The sequence below is a fragment of the Alkalihalobacillus sp. MEB130 genome, assembly GCF_032335535.1.
Taxonomy (GTDB): Bacteria; Bacillota; Bacilli; order Bacillales; family Bacillaceae_D; genus Halalkalibacter.
Genome location: NZ_JAOANA010000040.1, coordinates 1 through 16,297, shown reverse-complemented (window position 1 = coordinate 16,297; position 16,297 = coordinate 1). Strand labels below are relative to the sequence as shown.

16 protein-coding genes and 2 rRNA genes are annotated in these 16,297 nt (G+C 37.7%); 5 read left to right on the top strand and 13 right to left on the bottom strand.

From position 1 onward, the window contains the following. Positions 1-172: 172 nt before the first annotated feature. The 5 genes from ytkD to N0O92_RS22760 all read right to left on the bottom strand — a co-directional run bounded on the left by ytkD (position 173) and on the right by N0O92_RS22760 (position 4,339). Positions 173-646, bottom strand: a complete 474-nt coding sequence (gene ytkD, locus N0O92_RS22780; protein ID WP_315617284.1) for an RNA deprotection pyrophosphohydrolase — start codon at positions 644-646, stop codon at positions 173-175. 63 nt (positions 647-709) lie between these two features. After that, positions 710-1,921, bottom strand: coding sequence for a bacillibactin exporter BcbE (gene bcbE / locus N0O92_RS22775; protein WP_315617282.1), 1,212 nt, complete (start codon positions 1,919-1,921; stop codon positions 710-712). 171 nt (positions 1,922-2,092) lie between these two features. Next, positions 2,093-2,584, bottom strand: a complete 492-nt coding sequence (locus tag N0O92_RS22770; RefSeq protein WP_315617280.1) for a YwpF family protein — start codon at positions 2,582-2,584, stop codon at positions 2,093-2,095. A 391-nt stretch (positions 2,585-2,975) separates the two neighbouring features. Next, positions 2,976-3,128, bottom strand: coding sequence for a sporulation histidine kinase inhibitor Sda (gene sda, locus N0O92_RS22765; protein WP_315617278.1), 153 nt, complete (start codon positions 3,126-3,128; stop codon positions 2,976-2,978). 32 nt (positions 3,129-3,160) lie between these two features. Then, a complete protein-coding gene (locus N0O92_RS22760) occupies positions 3,161-4,339 on the bottom strand; it encodes a MalY/PatB family protein (protein ID WP_315617276.1) in 1,179 nt (392 codons plus the stop codon). 285 nt (positions 4,340-4,624) lie between these two features. Between N0O92_RS22760 and N0O92_RS22755 the strand changes: the two genes are divergently transcribed. The 3 genes from N0O92_RS22755 to N0O92_RS22745 all read left to right on the top strand — a co-directional run bounded on the left by N0O92_RS22755 (position 4,625) and on the right by N0O92_RS22745 (position 7,540). Then, positions 4,625-6,178, top strand: a complete 1,554-nt coding sequence (locus N0O92_RS22755) for an ABC-F family ATP-binding cassette domain-containing protein (RefSeq protein WP_315617274.1) — start codon at positions 4,625-4,627, stop codon at positions 6,176-6,178. 62 nt (positions 6,179-6,240) lie between these two features. Next, a complete protein-coding gene (locus tag N0O92_RS22750) occupies positions 6,241-6,894 on the top strand; it encodes a deoxynucleoside kinase (protein WP_315617272.1) in 654 nt (217 codons plus the stop codon). Beyond that, positions 6,878-7,540: a deoxynucleoside kinase gene (locus N0O92_RS22745; RefSeq protein ID WP_315617270.1), complete on the top strand. Its 663-nt coding sequence runs from the start codon at positions 6,878-6,880 to the stop codon at positions 7,538-7,540. The genes N0O92_RS22750 and N0O92_RS22745 overlap by 17 nt, the downstream gene beginning before the upstream one ends. 45 nt (positions 7,541-7,585) lie before the next feature. Here N0O92_RS22745 and N0O92_RS22740 read toward each other — a convergent pair whose 3' ends face one another. From N0O92_RS22740 to N0O92_RS22725, 4 genes are all read right to left on the bottom strand, one after another. Then, complete coding sequence (locus tag N0O92_RS22740) at positions 7,586-8,614, bottom strand: sugar ABC transporter substrate-binding protein (RefSeq protein ID WP_396334574.1); 1,029 nt, start codon at positions 8,612-8,614, stop codon at positions 7,586-7,588. Positions 8,615-8,659: 45 nt separating this feature from the next. Then, complete coding sequence (locus tag N0O92_RS22735; protein WP_315617266.1) at positions 8,660-10,369, bottom strand: methyl-accepting chemotaxis protein; 1,710 nt, start codon at positions 10,367-10,369, stop codon at positions 8,660-8,662. Between the two features lie 134 nt (positions 10,370-10,503). After that, a complete protein-coding gene (locus N0O92_RS22730) occupies positions 10,504-10,626 on the bottom strand; it encodes a hypothetical protein (protein ID WP_315617264.1) in 123 nt (40 codons plus the stop codon). A 64-nt stretch (positions 10,627-10,690) separates the two neighbouring features. Continuing rightward, positions 10,691-11,323, bottom strand: coding sequence for a restriction endonuclease (locus N0O92_RS22725; protein WP_315617262.1), 633 nt, complete (start codon positions 11,321-11,323; stop codon positions 10,691-10,693). 166 nt (positions 11,324-11,489) lie between these two features. Between N0O92_RS22725 and N0O92_RS22720 the strand changes: the two genes are divergently transcribed. Then, positions 11,490-12,140 carry a restriction endonuclease gene (locus N0O92_RS22720; protein WP_315617260.1) on the top strand — a complete coding sequence of 217 codons (651 nt, stop codon included), beginning with the start codon at positions 11,490-11,492 and terminating at the stop codon, positions 12,138-12,140. Between the two features lie 50 nt (positions 12,141-12,190). Here N0O92_RS22720 and N0O92_RS22715 read toward each other — a convergent pair whose 3' ends face one another. Both N0O92_RS22715 and N0O92_RS22710 read right to left on the bottom strand, forming a co-directional pair. Next, positions 12,191-13,057, bottom strand: coding sequence for a hypothetical protein (locus N0O92_RS22715; RefSeq protein WP_315617258.1), 867 nt, complete (start codon positions 13,055-13,057; stop codon positions 12,191-12,193). An 89-nt stretch (positions 13,058-13,146) separates the two neighbouring features. Continuing rightward, positions 13,147-13,989, bottom strand: coding sequence for a tyrosine-type recombinase/integrase (locus tag N0O92_RS22710; protein WP_315617256.1), 843 nt, complete (start codon positions 13,987-13,989; stop codon positions 13,147-13,149). A 194-nt stretch (positions 13,990-14,183) separates the two neighbouring features. Here N0O92_RS22710 and N0O92_RS22705 point away from each other — a divergent pair, with 194 nt between their 5' ends. Next, positions 14,184-15,227: a lactonase family protein gene (locus N0O92_RS22705; RefSeq protein WP_315617254.1), complete on the top strand. Its 1,044-nt coding sequence runs from the start codon at positions 14,184-14,186 to the stop codon at positions 15,225-15,227. A gap of 692 nt (positions 15,228-15,919) precedes the next feature. On the opposite strand, the gene rrf is transcribed toward N0O92_RS22705, so the two are convergent. Further along, positions 15,920-16,035: ribosomal RNA gene (rrf, locus tag N0O92_RS22700) — 5S ribosomal RNA — on the bottom strand. 89 nt (positions 16,036-16,124) lie between these two features. Further along, positions 16,125-16,297, bottom strand: a 23S ribosomal RNA gene (locus tag N0O92_RS22695); the annotation flags it as partial.

The window sequence follows — 16,297 nt, the reverse complement described above, 5'->3', positions numbered from 1 at the left end:
TTTTTGTACATGCTTTTAAGCATAGGCGGAGCCGCCGTTATGTTTTAAGCCTTTTTGAGTGCTCTTCTCAAAAAGGCGCACGGCGCGTGGAGCCATTGCCACTTGGTTCACTCTTTTTGCGAGATATGGCTCTTCCTTTGCCGCCAAGGGATCCAATAAATAGAACTATGCCCTAAATCAATTGCATTTTCCCTATTCTTTCTAACGAATAAGTAAGTACAAGGTCTTTCATGATAAAGCTAAACTCTGGACGTTCATAAATGTTTTCAGGAAGCTCCGGTATTAGCATAGGTCCACTTGTTTCAAAATAATGACTTTTGGTTGTTAATGTCGAAACGGTCGCAAAAAAAATGGTTTTATACATGATTTGTTGCTCGCATGTTACTTGGTACTGACCTATGTATTGCAGAGCTTTGAGCTCTGCCCCTGTTTCTTCTCTAACTTCTCTAATTGCTGCTTGTTCCAATGTCTCCCCTGACTCTACTTTCCCGCCAGGAAATTCTAACCCTCTTGATTGATGATCCGTCAAAAGCCACTGATCATTGTATCGGCATATAACCCAAATATGCTTTGCATCTTGTACAAAGCCTTGCTCTTCAAATGTTAGACGAACAAGGCAACCATTTGAATCCTTAAATTGATACATACTCTCGCCTCTTTTTTATTCTTCTTTTTAGTATACAGGTGTACCAAAAGAAGGGAAACCACTTTAACCCCAAGTTGGTTTCACAGGGTCTTCTGGTTTAATGGCAAGCAATACGATTAGGACCGTCCCAATACACAAAATGGTGTTCGAAAAAAACATAAATGAATGAGACGTTTTCATTAAAACAGCAAAAACAGGTGGACCGAGAGCAACACCAAGAAATCGCATACTACTATATAAAGAAGAAATCGTTCCGCGTTGTTTCATTTCTATTCCTTCTGTTACTAAAGCATCTAGACATGGGAGGGCAATACCGATACCTGCCCCACTGGCAAATAGACAAGTTAGCAATAAATAAATGTCTTTTGAAAAAGAAACTGTAAATATAGCTAACGTTAAAATCACAAGTCCAGCAACTGTATACCATTTCATCTTCTGTTTATCTTGACCAATTACTTTTCCCGTTGCAAAAGAAGAGAAACATAAAGCAGCTAATGGAATGGCTAAAATGATTCCCTTTTTAATACCATCAATTTGGAACTCGTCTTCCAACATAGTCGATAAATAAAAGAGAACACCAAAAATAACAAACATTAAAATGCCGCCAATAGCAAATACAGCATATAACCAGCGACCCTCGCGTTTAAATATTACTTTTGTTGTTTTGACAAATTGCTTAAAGCCAACCGCTTTTCCACTCACCGGAGGAACTTTCACTAAAAAGATCATCGCTAAAATGGAAATGAAACATAAAGCTGGAATGGAAAGAAGAGGCATGTACCAAACAATTAGCGCTAATGCCGCCCCTAAGATCGGACTTAACACTTTTCCTAATGTATTGGCTGTCTCAATCATTCCTAATCCTTTACTTACATCATTTTGATCGGTGTACAAATCACCGACGAGTGGTAAGACGATAGGCATCGCCCCAGCAGCTCCAATCCCTTGCAAGAAACGTCCGAATATCAACATATTATAAGGCTCTTCCATTTGCCATCCTGCAAAGCCTGAAATAAATCCTCCCACACCTGCAATAATCAAACTTGGAATGATGACTTTTTTTCTTCCAATGTGATCGGAAATATACCCTGCAATTGGTATGCAAAGAATAGCCACGATGGAGTAGACTGTGATGAGCATACTTACTTGAAAGGAACTAATTCCAAGTTCTTTCTCGATTTGAGGTAACACGGGGATTAGCATCGAATTCCCCAGCGTCATAACTAGTGGGATAGATGAAATCGAGAAAATGGCCCATTTATCTTTTCCTTGCATAGTAAGGCTCCCCCGTTCTTAACATCATAATAATTACTCTGTTAGTATGAGAAAGAGTTTGTGTTCTATGCATGACAAACAGGGACTTCATAAGTAAAAGACACCCAGTTTTCTAAAGGTATAAAAAGGAATAATCTCCTCTTTTTCCTTTCAAAATTGGATGCCTTGTAGTTATTGCAAATTATATTGACCGCTTTCTTTAATGGACCTGTAAATCGTATCTAACGCACTTTGCGGATGTGCTGCTAAGTTTTCCATTTTATTATGAAATTCAGTTAGTAACTGTTCTTCAGAATAGCCTTCACTAACTAAATCTTTGAGCACATCTTCAATAATAACATCTCTCTTTAATGCTAATTTTGCTTCTAATAAAATGCTAATGCTCTCCGTTAATTTTGTTATTGTTTGAACTTTTGTAATCATCGCCGCGGGGTGGTTGTCTTTGCTCGTAATAATAACATCGACAAGTATATGGCGTTCTTCCTCTTCGATTTCTCTAAAATAATCATAATAATCCTCGCTAATCACAGCTTCAATGTACCATGTCTGAGACGGGTTCTCCATATTAACAATGAGTCCGTCTTGAATAGGAATTAACTTTTGGTTCACTTTGCCTTCTTTTCCTTCAAGTAAACTAAGTGAATAAAGTTTGAATGTTTTCATCAAACAGCACCCCTTCCTTTCTTCTTATTTAATCATATCTTCAATTAATAACAAAATAAAAGGGGCTTTCTCTTAAGCTATAAGCTCATTCGAAAAAACGCCCCTTGAAGTTAATTATGAACTTTTCATTCGCTGAAAGCACATCTCATATTGTCTTTCTTGAATCCATTTTATGAGCTCCACCTCTTCACTTGTAAGGTCTCTCCTCAGCTTACATTTACAATCGTTGATAAGTTCCTCATAAAGATTTTCCTGTAACATATAGTAAATGTCTCCTTTGTCGATTTGTCTCAACTGTTATGCGGTGTCACTCTTCCAATTTATGTGTTCAAGTTCCGATATATGATCAATATTTTCTTTATTCTACAAAAATCGAAACAATCCTTCATCTTCACAAAAATAATTTCGACTTTTTCGTCACATTGTGGTCTGTTGTACGTTCACTTATTTCTTCACGTAACAACGCGATGAAGTCTTCTTCTAGTCCTAATTCAATTGCCCGTTCATATGCTTCAATCAATACTTGATATTCTAAACTTTCCATACCCTTCACCGCACTTATAAAAAATTATCGTTTTAAAAGCCGCGTTTATCGTAAGCTTTTTTCATTTGATCTAATCCTTGCTGTAACGTTTCCCTAGGACATGCTAAATTAATTCGTTCAAAACTTTTGCCTTCTTCACCAAAAATCGGTCCATGATTCAATGCTACTTTCGCTTCTTCCACTAGCCATTGTTTTCGTTCTGCTGCTGATAGGGGAAGATTTGAACACTCTAGCCACAACAGATACGTGCCCTCAGAATCCATCACTCGTAATTTTGGCATATGTAAAGAAACATACTCTCGAACAAAGTCAAAATTTTCTTGTACATATTCCATCAATTCTTCTAACCATTCTTCACCATATGTATAGGCTGCCTCCGTTGCAACTTCTGCAAAAGAATTCACAGAATTAGCAAAGGAATTGGCTAAATGGTTGGCTAACATACCCTTTAACTTTTCATTTTCAATTACAACATAAGATGTTTGAATTCCAGCTAAGTTAAAGGTTTTGCTTGGCGCTAAACAAGTGAATGTTCTCGCCGCAGCATCATCATTTACCGAGGCGAACGGAATATGTTTTTGCCCTTTAAATAATAAGTCAGCATGAATTTCATCTGATACGACGAACAAATCATATTTTTTACAAATAGCCGCTAACTGCTCTAATTCTTCTCTCTTCCAAACTCGACCAACTGGGTTATGAGGATGACAAAGAACCAACATTTTCGTCTTTTCTGTAATTACTGATTCTAAGTTGCTGAAATCGATATCATAGTGATCTCCATCAAAAGCAAGAGGGTTCGTTATTAACTCACGATTATTTTTTTTCACGACATCATAAAACGGGTAATAAACTGGTGTTTGGATAATCACGCCATCACCAGGTTCAGTAAATGCTTGTATAATATAACTAATGGTCGGCACAATGCCTGAAGTATAAATAAATGAGTCTGTATCTACATTCCAATCATACCTTCTTTTAAGCCATCCTTGCACTGCCTGATCTACTGTTTTTGAGTGTGCAGGATATCCGAAAATCCCGTGCTCCACTGTCGCGTGTAATGCATCCAACACTTCTTGCGGTGCTCGAAAATCCATATCCGCTACCCACATCGGCAAAAGATTTTCACCACCGAAACGTTGCATTGTCATATCCCATTTCATTGAATTTGTCCCGCGACGTTCGATTACTTCATCAAATCGTTTACTCACTTCTTACACTTCCTTCCTAATTACACACATACCTCCATTAAATAATCTTTCTAGTTTTAGGTCAATACTTACTATTCAACGAAAAGATTTTAAATCCTTTAAAGCTTTTATATTTTTCACTATTTTTTCAATGTACATTTCTAAAAATTCAGGATAGGAATGTGGCTCTACTGGTAAATACATTCAATGAGAAAGTCCAATTCCAAACAGACAAGCCCCTCCTCTTATGATAAGATGGAAAAAGCAAAAAATAGTACGCAATTATCATAAGGATAGGTGTTTGACATGAGTGTATTAACAGTTAAAAACTTAAGCCATGGTTTTGGCGACCGTGCCATTTTTCATGATGTTTCTTTTCGTTTACTAAAAGGGGAACATATTGGTTTAATTGGTGCCAATGGTGAAGGTAAGTCAACGTTTATGAATATTATTACTGGAAAATTAATGCCCGATGCGGGAAAAGTGGAATGGTCTAAAAAAGTTCGCGTTGGATATTTAGATCAGCATTCTGTATTAGAGCGTGGCATGACCATGCGCGACGTTTTAAAAAGCGCGTTTCAATATATGTTCGACATGGAAGCAGAAATGAATGAAATGTATGACAAAATGGGAGAAGCTACTCCTGAAGAGCTTGAAAAAATGCTTGAAGATGTCGGAATTATTCAAGATACCTTAACGAATAACGACTTTTATACAATCGATGCAAAAGTGGAAGAAATTGCCCGTGGATTAGGGTTAGACGATGTTGGTCTGGAACGTGATGTTACAGATTTAAGCGGAGGACAACGTACGAAAGTATTACTTGCAAAGCTACTTTTAGAAAAGCCAGATATTCTTCTATTGGACGAGCCGACAAACTATTTAGATGAGCAACATATTGAATGGTTAAAGCGCTATTTGCAAGAATACGAAAATGCTTTTATTTTAATTTCTCATGATATCCCATTTTTAAATAGCGTTATTAATTTGATTTATCATATGGAAAATCAAGAGTTGAACCGTTACGTTGGAGACTATGAGCACTTTAAAGAAGTACATGAAATGAAAAAGCAACAACTCGAGGCTGCTTATAAAAGGCAGCAACAAGAAGTCGCTCAATTAAAAGACTTTGTTGCAAGAAACAAAGCTCGTGTCTCAACTAGAAACATGGCGATGTCTCGCCAAAAGAAGCTTGATAAGATGGATATGATTGAACTCGCTCAAGAAAAACCTAAGCCACAGTTTAACTTCAAAGAAGCTAGAACGACATCCAAGCTGATTTTTGAAGCTAAAGATCTTGTGATTGGATATGATGAGCCGCTTTCTCGTCCACTAAACTTACGTATGGAGCGCGGTCAAAAGATTGCTCTAGTTGGGGCCAACGGAATTGGGAAAACAACATTGCTTAAAAGCATTCTCGGCTTAATTAAACCCGTTGATGGTGAAGTTGAGCGCGGTGATTACCAAGAGATCGGCTACTTTGAACAAGAAGCAAAAGATCCGGATAAAACTTGTATTGAAGAAGTATGGCAAGATTTCCCTTCTTTTACACAAGCGGAAGTTCGAGCAGCTCTCGCCAAATGCGGATTAACGACAAAACACATTGAAAGCAAAGTGGTTGTCTTAAGTGGTGGAGAAAAGGCGAAAGTACGCCTATGTAAGCTCATTAATCGAGATACGAACATTCTCGTTCTTGATGAGCCGACGAACCACTTAGACGTAGACGCAAAAGAAGAGCTAAAGCGTGCCTTGCAAGCATACAAAGGAAGCATCTTACTCATCAGCCATGAACCAGAGTTCTACCAAGATGTTGCGACAGATGTCTGGAACTGCGAATCATGGACGACGAAAATCATCTAAGGGGTCAGACCCCTCTTTAGTATAGTAAAGAGGGGTCTGACCCTCCACTTGAGGAGGCTACTATGAATCATATCCCCTTTATTGCGGTTGAAGGGCCGATTGGTGTTGGGAAAACATCCCTTGCTAAGGCTATTTCCGCACGTTATGAATACCATTTACTCAAGGAGATTGTTGACGAAAACCCATTTCTAGGTAAATTCTATGAAAACATAGAAGAGTGGAGCTTTCAAACGGAAATGTTTTTCCTCTGCAATCGCTATAAGCAATTAGAAGACATCAAATCGAATTTTATTGAAAAACACATACCAGTCGTAGCAGATTATCATATATACAAAAATATTATTTTTGCTAAACGGACTTTAACAAGTGAGCAATATACAAAATACAAAAGCATTTACGATATTTTAACGGCCGATATGCCAAAGCCAAATTTGATTATTTATCTACATGCAAGCCTCCCTACCCTTTTGTCACGTATTGAGATGCGCGGAAGAGAGATGGAGCAGAAGATGGATCCTCATTATCTTGAGCAACTATCGGATGACTATGAGACTGCTATGGCTAACTGGGCATCTCTTTATCCGAATACACCAATTATCGATATTAACGGAGACAGTCTGGACTTTGTGAAAAATCCAGCTGACCTACAATCTATCTTTACAAAATTAGATCAAGCATTACAAAAAGGAGCGACCTGCTTTGAACCTACACGCTAAATACAACATTCCTGAAAATGCAATTATTACGATTGCTGGAACAGTTGGTGTTGGAAAATCAACGATGACAAAATCCCTGGCGAATGCCCTTGGCTTTCAAACATCGTTTGAAAATGTCGATCATAATCCATATTTAGATAAATTCTATGCCGATTTCGAACGATGGAGCTTTCATCTTCAAATTTATTTTCTTGCTGAGCGTTTCAAAGAACAAAAAAGAATGTTTGAGCAAGGTGGCGGCTTTATCCAAGACCGCTCTATTTATGAAGATACAGGCATTTTTGCAAAAATGCATTCTGATAAAGGGACAATGACTCAAGTTGATTATGAAACGTACACAAGTCTGTTTGATGCGATGGTGATGACTCCATATTTCCCTCACCCAGATATACTAATTTATCTCGAAGGTGGATTAGATGATATTCTGGCACGAATTCAAGAGCGTGGGCGTGAGATGGAACAAAAGACCCCTCTTTCTTATTGGACAGAAATGCACGAACGTTATGAAGAGTGGATAAAGAACTTCACCTCTTGCCCTGTTTTACGTTTAAACATTCAAGAATACGATTTACTAAAAGACGAACATGCTGTTGAATCCATTATTGAAAAGATTAGTGATACGATTCACCCAAAAGTAAGTATCTAAAATAAGGAAGGGGTTGCCTCATCTAATTGAGGCAACCCCTTCCTTTTATTCATTATAGATTTCCGATTCCGTTAAATAACCATCCTTGATTACCGTATCTTGAATATTACTTCTTGTTACAGAAATAGGCTCTAGCAATATGGACGGGACGTCACTCATACCATTATGAATCGTATCGTTTGTTTCGATCTCATTGTTTTTAGCAACTTGGACGGCTAACTCGGCTGCTCGCTTTGCCAATGTTTCGATAGACTTATAAACTGTCATCGTTTGTGTTCCTTCTACAATTCTTTTTACCCCACTTAATTCGGCATCTTGTCCAGATACTGGAATGCCTTGCAAGCCCGCATTTGTTAATGCCGTAATGACACCACCAGCAGTTCCATCATTCGCTGCAATGACCGCATCAACCTCATTGTTCAACTCAATTAATGCCTTTTCCATATTTTCTTGAGCAACACTTGGATTCCATCCTTCTGTAAATTCGTCGAACACTAATCGAATTTCCCCACTGTCGATATAGGGTTGTAGAACACTCATAGCTCCTTGTCGAAATAAATGAGCATTATTGTCACTTTCTGCTCCTCCAACGTAAGCAAAATTCCCTTCATTCACATGCTTGAGAATTTCCTCAGCTTGAAGCTTTCCTACTTGTTCATTATCAAATGATAAATAATAATCTACATTTGCATTTCGAATAAGGCGATCATATGAAATGACTTTTACATTAGCTGCATGAGCAAGTTCCACTATTTTAGCTGAAATTTCTGCATCATGAGGAACAACCACTAACACATCGACCCCTTCCTCAATGAGAAGTTCCGCTTGCTTAATTTGGACATCGTCATTTCCGTTGGCGGCAAGAGTTTTCACTCTTCCTCCTATTTGTTTCACTTCTTCTTCAAATATTTCCTTATCATTGTACCAACGTTCTTCTTTTAATGTATCAATAACAAAACCAACATACACATCATCAGATAGTAGCTGGATTTCCTCAGCGTCATAAGAAGCTTGCTCATCAATATTAGAACAAGCAGCACTAATAGAAACGATTAATAAAATTAGACTCATCATAAGCCGTTGTTTGAACGATATGAACACCTTTACCCCTCCACTTTTTTATAAACGAAACTGTTTTATAATTTCGTTCATTCTCTCAGACATCGTTGCCAATGTTTTTGCGCTCGTTGATATATGATCAATTGTTTTCACCTGTTCGTTCACAGATGCCGAGATTTCCTCAGACCCTGCAGCAGATTCCTCTGATATCGCAGCGATTTGCTCTACGGATGTGCTAATTTCTCTGCTTGTGTCTTCAAAATAAGCGAGTGTATCGGAAATTTCTTTAATCCCTTCAGCCATATCAGAAATCTTTTGCTTTATTTCAAAGAAAGATTGACCAGATACTTCAATCTGTTCACGCCCTTTGTTCACCTCATGAAATCCGTCATTCAATTCTTTCGAAACTTGAGAAGCTTCTGCCGTAATCGAAAATACAATGCTCGTAATGTTCTCAACTGAATTCGTGACCCCTTCAGCTAATTTCCTTACTTCATTCGCTACAACTGCAAACCCTTTCCCCGCTTCCCCAGCTCTTGCTGCTTCAATTGACGCATTTAAGGCAAGCAAATTGGTCTGTTCAGCTATTGATTTGATAACATGTACTAATTCGGTAATAGAATGAGTTTTGGTCTCAAGACTTTGTACTTTTAAAACGGAAGCTCGGACCATTTCATTGATTTTATTCATCTGATCAACAGATGCTTTCATTTGATTATCACCGTTAATAGAAACTTTAAGAACCTCATCTGAAAACGTAACTAATGCTTCTCCACTTCTATTTGCCGTCACTAATCGTTCATTAAAACGACTCGTGTTTTCAGAGATTATAGAAACTTCATTCGCTTGATTCGTAGACCCTGATGCTAATTCTTCAATTGTTACTGCCACTTGCTCACTTCCGTGTTTCACATCAAAAGATGCTTCTGCTACTTTAGTAGATTGTTGATCAACCTCTGATGCCAAACTTGAAACTTCAATAATCATTTCTCTTAGTTTTTCACCCATATGATTAATAGACGAAGAGAGTTTTCCTATTTCATCATTTCCACTCGTTTTTAATTTTGTAAAATTCAGATTTCCTGCAGCGATCTCGTTGCTTGTTTCAACAACTTTATTTAAATCATTTTTTATTTTCCTGCCAATAAAACCGATAAGTAAAAACGCAATCACAATGGATAAGATGCCAGTCGTAATAAGAATAGAAGTTATAGTATGAATGCTCTCTTGGACTCTAAGAATCGAGCCGGTATTAGAATCGACAGCTTGGTCTTTTAATTGATTGGCTAATCCAATTGTATTTTCTTTCAATTGACTTGCATTTTCTTGTAGTGCTAAAAACTCAGTTGTATTAATTTGCTGAACATTAGGTACAATCACACTGAAAAAATATTCATCCAATTGATCGTTGTTTTCAATGATTTCTGCGAAGATTCTTATTTGCTCCTGATCGGTTAGGTGTTGCCGAAGATTCTTTGCTGTGATAATAAATTGCTTACTATCATCTAAATAGTCACTTAATCTGTCATCATTTGAATCAACAATATACTCGGGAATTTGTAAGTATTTTTCATGATAAAGGGAGATAAGTTCAGAGGAATGAATTGCAATTTCATTTGTAACCATCGTCTCTTCCATCGTATTACTGGTTTCTTCTAGAAACCAATATGTAACAAATATGGTTACTAAAAAAGTAATGGCCACTACAGTAAATATTGTCGCATACTTTCTTCCTATGTTCATGTTATTCCATTTGAATTGCTCAAGCAAAGAGTACCCCTCCATTTGTAAGATTTTCTTCCTTAGTATAGCTTAGGAACATTTCGGTGTCACTGAGAATTTGTGGCTATTTGTCGATTTATATCGAAAGAAAGACCGAGCAACATTAGCTGCTCGGTCATCGTTTATCTTCTTCTTTTGTCTTCCTGGAAATAATACATACGTGGTACATGCGGAAAGCGTAGGTACTCTTGTAACAATGACCCTCCAACAAATGCGATCATCTGCCAATCAATGACCTTTAGCATAAGCACATCCCCCCATAACGAATGGTATGCTAGATCAATGATGTCCTATGCCTTATCAATTGTATTATAGCTTGTAAAAGTAATCACCAGCTTTAATGAATCCTCGCTGATGATCAACGTCATCTAAACTGTCATCCGAATTATATTCTATTTCTTCGTGCGAAAGCTCCACTAAGTCTTGAGCCTCCTCTACTTTCCCTCTTTTAAAACAACGAATCATCTCAATTAAATCATCGCGAGCAATGATACTTACTTTTGTTGCAGCAGCTAGTTTCATACACGGTTCAGAAAGCTTCTTTGCCGTAGTAATGATAACGGCTTTATCTGCTTGGTAATAGGCTTGTGCTGCGAATATTTCTTGTACTGCATCTAATCCTACTTTCTCTGTGATTCTCTTAGCTTGTACGACGGTTTCTCTTCTAGATCGATCACGAAAAAGCAAATCAGCTCCAAAATCTCTACTTTTCTTTGTCAAAAACGTTTCTTCATAACCCAAGGCTACAAACAATACATACAAATAATCCTCAAACTCATGGCCTGACATTTGGTCAATATCAGTAATCGATATTTTGCTTACATCAAATCGTTTTCGTTTGCGAATATGTATAATGATACCGACCGCAATCGTCATCACCACTACTAAACCAAAGAGAACAATCCCCATAGAGCCAACCCACTCTGGCAAAAGGTCTGTCATTTTCACGTTCCTCCTTTGCCTTTATCTTACGAGTTTCCACCGAAAAATGCAAACACCTGTTTGTTTTCGGGGATCAGACCCTCCTTTAGTATACTAAAGGAGGGTCTGACCCCTTTACACCACATTTGTACATAAAACATCATAAATTGGGAAGGATAGTAAAAAAATGCGTAAAGGACGTGACAACATGCCAGCGCTTAAACGCAAACAGCGAAATCCTCTTATTCCTATTTACCTTTTTTTAACCACTTATGTCCTAGTTCAATTATATAATTACAGCTTTACCTTATTTGGTTTTGTCCTAGCTGCACTATTATCATCGATAGGCTTGGTTAAGTTATTGAAAACCTCTAAATGGGTATCTCAGCATCTATCGACTGAGCTATTAAATATTGATGAATTACCTGAACGGGAGTTTCAACAAATGTTAGTTCCACTCTTTCAAAAACAAGGGTACTCTGTAAGCAAAACAAAAGGAAATCGAAAGTTGCAACCTGACTTAATCCTTCGTAAAAAAGGATTAAAAGCCATCGTCGTGGCTAAGCGCCAACAAAATCAAGTAGGATCTTCCTTTGTTCATGACGTGATTGCACTTAATCCTCTCTACCAAGCAAAGCGAACCATCATCGTGACCAATAGTCATTATACAAAAGCAGCTAAACGTGTGGCACGAGCAAATAAGGTCATCTTAATCGATCGAGATTTACTTGATGCGATGCTCGATTCTTACTTGGAACAAAAAAGAACACACCGCATCATCCAGCGTGTTCGGACGTTATTAGTGAAGCAAGAAGTGAAAGGTGACCCACAACAATAAGCCGTATTTAAAATCAACAAAAAGTCGCTAGAATGAACTCTAGCGACTTTTTACTCATCTATTACATCCATCCAAGATTCTATATGATGAACGGAAACCCCATTAAATTGACTATATTGTTTATAATGTTGATTTACCTTCTTAATAAAATCATTCATATCCGCCTCATCTTTCTCAGCAAACGAAATGTATTTCTCTTCTCCCTTTAACGTCTCTGTTTCTATTGTTAAGACGATATTTGCTTCATTAGAAAAAAGTGTATGAAAGTTTGGCTCAACTAAAGCATGGAAACCATTCTCTCCATACAAGTCCGTTCTATAAGACATAATGACATACGTATCTACAAAAGTAGAAATCGTCTCTAAAAATGGTTGCCCGCCTATTTTTAATTCATGAAACCAGAAAGGAATCGCAACTTCAAATGGCAGGTTATTTTCCTGAGTATAATTGTACGCTTCCTCAACTATCACCTGATATCCTTCCAGTAACGAAGTCTTTTCATCATTCCATTCCTCTAATAAATATGGTTCAACATCTAACAGTAGCCCCTTAAATCGACTTTGTTCATTCGATAGTTGTTGATAAGAATCTAACCAAGCTAGCTTTTCTATTAACTCATTTGAACTATACACCCAGTCTTTTGCACCATCCATAGCGTATATGTCAATCCCATTTACACTAGCTTCTTGTATAAATAATTGATATTTTTTAACCTCTATACTAGGATCTATTTGAACGTATAATTTAGAAACTCCTTTTTCCATCATAAATTCACGATAACGTTCTGCCTCTTCTATTAGAGTAGATGTATTCCACATCCAGGTTGATTCAATCGTTGGCTTTTTATTGTGAGTACTCATCAATAGAACCAAACCTCCCACAAAGATAAGCAGAGCTATAAGAATCAGTTGTTTCATTCATGCCTCCTCGATCGTGAGTGCCACTAAAACGATACCTAGCTCTAATTCCAAACAAATAGAATTAGAGCTAGGTACCGTTCAATCTATTAACCTACGTGATCCTGATCGTCAACATCAACGAGATATTGCTTTGTTACATTAATATCTGAATGCCCCGAAAGCTGAGCAACAATTGATAAATCGACACCTTTTCGAACCAAATCATAGCAAAAAGTATGACGTAACTTATGCGGATATACTCCGTACTCTTCTTTTAACATATGTTGAACTGTGCGAGCCGCTATTCGTTTTTGATAATTTGATACAAATAATGCCTCTTGTTCATCATACCTAGAAGAAAGATAATCATGAAGTGTATGAACGAGCTCTTTAGATAAAGGTATGATTCGTTCATTTTTTGATTCTGCATGTTTAACAATGACTTGTCCAGTTTGGCTTTTGTGATTTAGTTTGACATCTTCCCTATTTAATGTACATAGTTCCGAAACACGAACACCTGTATATAACAATACGTATAAAATTGCCTTATTCCGCTTATTTGAATCAGTTTTCGCTTTCTTCAAAATCGCAGTTACTTCTTCTTCACTCAAGTACTCTGGAGCAACATAGTCAATTTTTGTTTTTGACCTTTTTATCTGTGCAGTCAGTTCAGGTACGTTACGTGATTTCGCAAAAGTATTGATTGTATTGTAAATCTTATTGATCGTTGAGACACTTCTATTTTCAGATTCTAAATAACCGATATACCTTTGTACATCTTCTTGCGTAAGTGCAGTTAAATCAATTCCTTGTGTTTCTAACCAAGTAGAAAATGTATGAATCACACCACAATACGTTTTAATGGTATTTTCTGACCTTCCTTTTTCAGAGAGATAGACAGCAAAAGAATCGATCACGTCTTTTGTAATTCCAGCGCATTTCTTATCCAAAATGAATTCCCCCTAACTATCACAACTATAAAGTGAATTCAGAAATTTGTCAAGTTCTGCGCAAAGAATTGGCGTAATTTACTAAAAACTGTGAAGATTCTCCTTTTTATTTGATCTCCTGCTTAAGAACATGCACATCATTTTTTCCTATGATATAGTTAATATGGAGTAATTATCTAAGGAGGAGTTTGTTCATGGTTAAGAAAGTTTCAGCCTATGTTGGTACATACACAAACGGAGAGAGTAAAGGCATTTACAAGTTTACATTAGACATCCATTCAGGAAAGATGAAAAATGTTGAAGTCGCAGTTGAAGTGGACAACCCGACCTACCTTACGATCACAAGTGATCAACAGTACTTATATTCAGTTATGAAAAAAGACAGTGAAGGTGGTGTCGGCGCTTATGCTATTAATCCTGATGGACAGCTAGCCTTACTTAATTATAAAGTAGCCGATGGCAGCCCCCCATGTCATGTAAGTGTAAATGCTAATAATGACTATCTTTTCTCAGCTAACTATCATCTAGGGACAGGTATTGCCTATCAATTATCTAATAATGGAGAAATCTCTACCATTACGTCAACTGTTGAACATACAGGCAATGGACCTCATGAAAGACAAGAAAAGCCTCACGCTCATTACGCAGGTTTAACTCCTGACGAAAAGTTCTTATGTGTGGTTGATTTAGGAACAGATGAGATGGGTGTTTACGCTGTAAACAATGGAAATTTAAGCAAGCATCATGTACAAACATTCAAACCAGGAACGGGTCCTAGACATATCCAATTCCACCCTAACGAAACATTTGCTTATGTAAACGGAGAACTCAGTTCAGAAATCATTGCTTTACACTACGATTCAGCAACTGGTACATTTAACGAAGTACAATCGATTTCTTCCTTACCATCGCAATTTGATGGAGAAAGCATTGGCGGAGCCATTAAGATTTCTGCTGATGGCAACTATTTGTACGCTTCCAATCGTGGACATGATAGCATTGCCGTTTTTAAAATTAACTCTGAATCAGGTACGCTTTCATTAATTGAACATGTTTCAACTAAAGGTTCGTTCCCACGAGATTTTACTATTGATCCTACAGGAACGTATCTACTAGTAGCGAACCAAAATACAAGTAACATCGTACAATACTCTATTGATGCAGCAGCTGGTACATTGCAACCTACAGGGATGGAGATTTCTGTACCAAATCCAGTTTGTGTCGTGTTTTTACCATAGTATAAAAAGGCTACTGAAGGAGGAGAATTACCTCTGCAGTAGCCTTTTTATTACATACTTTGTTTTATTTTTTCTTTCGTATCTGTTTTGCTAATGACATCGTTATATTGTTAACCATATTTAACTTCTTGAAAGGAACAATGCTAGCATAAACATAAAGAACATGTACCCACGGTAAAGAGAATAGAAAAAACAGTAATAATACTCAACGTGATTACAGCCATTTTACGGGGAGATTATCATGAAGTTTCTGCTAGAAAACTCCTTGCTGTTTTATAAAAAGAAACAGCTCGGGCTCACAGGGGACATGGTTTTGTTTCAGAGAAGTTTACTCATGATGTAACCATCCGCTTATTCGAAGAAGATGCTGGTTCTGCTTTAATAATATTACGCACACCCCTAACCTCCTGCTTTTTGTGCGGAGCGTGCGCCTGGCAACGTCCTGGCTCGCAATTTCTCTTCTACGGGGACGCTTATCACGAAGCTTCTCTTAGAAGAGTCTCATGCTGTTTTACGAAGAGAAACAGCTCGTCTCACAGGGGGGCATGATGTTGTTTCAAAGTAGCTTACTCACGATGTAACCATCGGCCTACTCGGAGAAGACTCTGTTCCTCCGGAACAGTGCTCTTCAGCGCCTGAGCATTTAGTTTATGCGCAAAAAAAAAGACAATCCATTGGATTGTCTTTTTTCTGCCTGGCAACGTCCTACTCTCACAGGGGGAAGCCCCCAACTACCATCGGCGCTGAAGAGCTTAACGACCGTGTTCGGCATGGGAACGGGTGTGACCTCTTCGCTATCGCCACCAGACTATAGAATTGAAAGAATAGTTCTCTCAAAACTAGATAATGCGTGATAGAAACCATTGTCATACTTCACGAAGTATGACTTCAAGAATATTGGATAAGTCCTCGACCGATTAGTATCTGTCAGCTCCACGTGTCACCACGCTTCCACACCAGACCTATCAACCTCATCATCTCTAAGGGGTCTTACTGGATTAACTCCATGGGAAATCTCATCTTGAGGGGGGCTTCATGCTTAGATGCTTTCAGCACTTATCCCGTCCACA

What these genes read in the sequence shown, in the direction of transcription:
- ytkD (WP_315617284.1), bottom strand. Translation starts at nt 646, where the DNA reads ATGTATCAATTTAAGGATTCAAATGGTTGCCTTGTTCGTCTAACATTT.
- bcbE (WP_315617282.1), bottom strand. Translation starts at nt 1,921, where the DNA reads ATGCAAGGAAAAGATAAATGGGCCATTTTCTCGATTTCATCTATCCCA.
- N0O92_RS22770 (WP_315617280.1), bottom strand. Translation starts at nt 2,584, where the DNA reads ATGAAAACATTCAAACTTTATTCACTTAGTTTACTTGAAGGAAAAGAA.
- sda (WP_315617278.1), bottom strand. Translation starts at nt 3,128, where the DNA reads ATGGAAAGTTTAGAATATCAAGTATTGATTGAAGCATATGAACGGGCA.
- N0O92_RS22755 (WP_315617274.1), top strand. Translation starts at nt 4,625, where the DNA reads ATGAGTGTATTAACAGTTAAAAACTTAAGCCATGGTTTTGGCGACCGT.
- N0O92_RS22750 (WP_315617272.1), top strand. Translation starts at nt 6,241, where the DNA reads ATGAATCATATCCCCTTTATTGCGGTTGAAGGGCCGATTGGTGTTGGG.
- N0O92_RS22740 (WP_396334574.1), bottom strand. Translation starts at nt 8,614, where the DNA reads ATGATGAGTCTAATTTTATTAATCGTTTCTATTAGTGCTGCTTGTTCT.
- N0O92_RS22730 (WP_315617264.1), bottom strand. Translation starts at nt 10,626, where the DNA reads ATGCTAAAGGTCATTGATTGGCAGATGATCGCATTTGTTGGAGGGTCA.
- N0O92_RS22725 (WP_315617262.1), bottom strand. Translation starts at nt 11,323, where the DNA reads ATGACAGACCTTTTGCCAGAGTGGGTTGGCTCTATGGGGATTGTTCTC.
- N0O92_RS22720 (WP_315617260.1), top strand. Translation starts at nt 11,490, where the DNA reads ATGCGTAAAGGACGTGACAACATGCCAGCGCTTAAACGCAAACAGCGA.
- N0O92_RS22715 (WP_315617258.1), bottom strand. Translation starts at nt 13,057, where the DNA reads ATGAAACAACTGATTCTTATAGCTCTGCTTATCTTTGTGGGAGGTTTG.
- N0O92_RS22705 (WP_315617254.1), top strand. Translation starts at nt 14,184, where the DNA reads ATGGTTAAGAAAGTTTCAGCCTATGTTGGTACATACACAAACGGAGAG.